Origin of the sequence: Vogesella mureinivorans (genome assembly GCF_007644035.1) — a bacterium.
GTDB classification, from domain to species: Bacteria; Pseudomonadota; Gammaproteobacteria; order Burkholderiales; family Chromobacteriaceae; genus Vogesella; species Vogesella mureinivorans.
The window spans coordinates 1-837 of the sequence record NZ_VMTV02000634.1 but is presented as its reverse complement, the minus strand read 5'-3'; the positions used below and the strand labels follow the sequence as shown (position 1 = coordinate 837).

Annotated in this window: 2 tRNA genes and 1 rRNA gene; all 3 read right to left on the bottom strand. The window is 49.7% G+C overall.

Annotation, left to right across the window (positions count from 1 at the left end):
- Nucleotides 1-241, bottom strand: a 23S ribosomal RNA gene (locus FLQ44_RS17030); the annotation flags it as partial.
- 241 nt (nucleotides 242-482) lie between these two features.
- Nucleotides 483-558, bottom strand: a tRNA-Ala gene (locus tag FLQ44_RS17025).
- An 86-nt stretch (nucleotides 559-644) separates the two neighbouring features.
- Nucleotides 645-721: transfer RNA gene (locus FLQ44_RS17020), tRNA-Ile, on the bottom strand.
- Nucleotides 722-837: the final 116 nt, after the last annotated feature.

Here is an 837-nt window from a genome sequence, read left to right as displayed (position 1 = left end):
ACTACTTACGGAATCTCGGTTGATTTCTTTTCCTCGGGGTACTTAGATGTTTCAGTTCTCCCGGTTCGCCTCCATGCGCCTATATATTCAGCGCAGGATCTCCTTGCGGAGGGGTTTCCCCATTCGGATATCAGTGGATCAAAGCTCCATTGCCAGCTCCCCACTGCTTTTCGCAGGCTTGCACGTCCTTCATCGCCTGTGATCGCCAAGGCATCCACCAGATGCACTTAGTCGCTTGACCCTATCATTTCAGTTACCTTAATCTGATGAGCTTCGCGCTGGTGACATGTCGCACACTAAGGCGTATACGACAGTCGATACAATCTTTCTACCCAAGTCGACGATTCATCACGATCAGAGTTAACTTATCGTTTTGTTTCGCCGCTTGTAAATTGGCTTCTTCAGTTTGTTAAAGATCGGGCGTTTTACAACGCAAACAGAAATTCACTCAGCGTACTGAATGCGTTTTTGTTTGCATTGGGTGGTGGAGGATGACGGGATCGAACCGACGACCCCCTGCTTGCAAAGCAGGTGCTCTCCCAACTGAGCTAATCCCCCTCTAAACCCGAAATACTTCGTTGCTCAATCGCTCATGTACAGGCGTACATGTCGCTCTCTCGCGCCTTGTCTTTCGGCTTTATCCTTGGTGGGTCTGGTAGGACTCGAACCTACGACCCCTGCGTTATCAACACAGTGCTCTAACCGGCTGAGCTACAAACCCCCGTTTGCACTTGTCTGCTTTTAAAAGCAGCCAAGTTGTCAGCCTTGCGGCCAACTTGCCCTTTCAACTCTCAAATAACCGATAGGCTGTAAGTGCCTGACCTTGCCTTCTCTAGA